At 38.5% G+C, this 628-nt stretch carries 1 protein-coding gene; it reads left to right on the forward strand.

From position 1 onward, the window contains the following. On the forward strand, positions 1 to 267 hold a 267-nt coding region (locus tag QQK43_RS23775), incomplete at its 5' end, for a hypothetical protein (RefSeq protein WP_284309655.1). Between the last annotated feature and the right edge of the window lie 361 nt (positions 268 to 628).

Consider the following 628-nt stretch of genomic DNA (forward strand, 5'->3'; position numbering starts at 1 on the left):
ATCCATTTAAATGGCTCAAAACTTCTAAAATTCATATCTAATTCATTCGAACTCCGAATTGGGCTATTCAAATTGCAAAATTCATCTAAAATTGAGTTCTACATGTTTGTTTACTTTTTATGTACTATTTCCTTGGTGTTTATTAGTGTTTTTCCTCGTTTTGCATGCCAGCGTGTAGAATCCGTTGTTTCGGAAGATCGCGGTCGCGAGGAAAAGAGTTCAGAAGATCAAAGTGAAGAAGCAAGGCAAGTCACACATTCCCCTTGAGCATGTTGATCCCAATTTACAAATGTTTTACTGTTTGCAAATAAATATGCATGTTTTGCTAATTACATGGGAATAGGGTTTACCTATCTGCTCGCTTGTGCTATGTTTACTTGATATCTGTCATTTGTCAACATTGGGTAATAAATCGACTAGCTCATGTTACTTATGTGACCTAGCTAGAACTATATGCTTAGCCATGCTTAATTACCACTAGCTCAGTTGATGGGATAATTGCAGTATTAGACCTTTTTAGCATCAGAACGAGCTGCGTGCTCGAGACACCCGGCCATGTTTCAGTGGCCGTAATTATTCAACTAAAATGCGACTGAATGGTGGGCTGTGGGTGCATGGTTTTGCTAGT

It is taken from the genome of Hydrogenophaga electricum (assembly GCF_030160815.1).
Taxonomy (GTDB): domain Bacteria; phylum Pseudomonadota; class Gammaproteobacteria; order Burkholderiales; family Burkholderiaceae_C; genus Hydrogenophaga; species Hydrogenophaga electricum.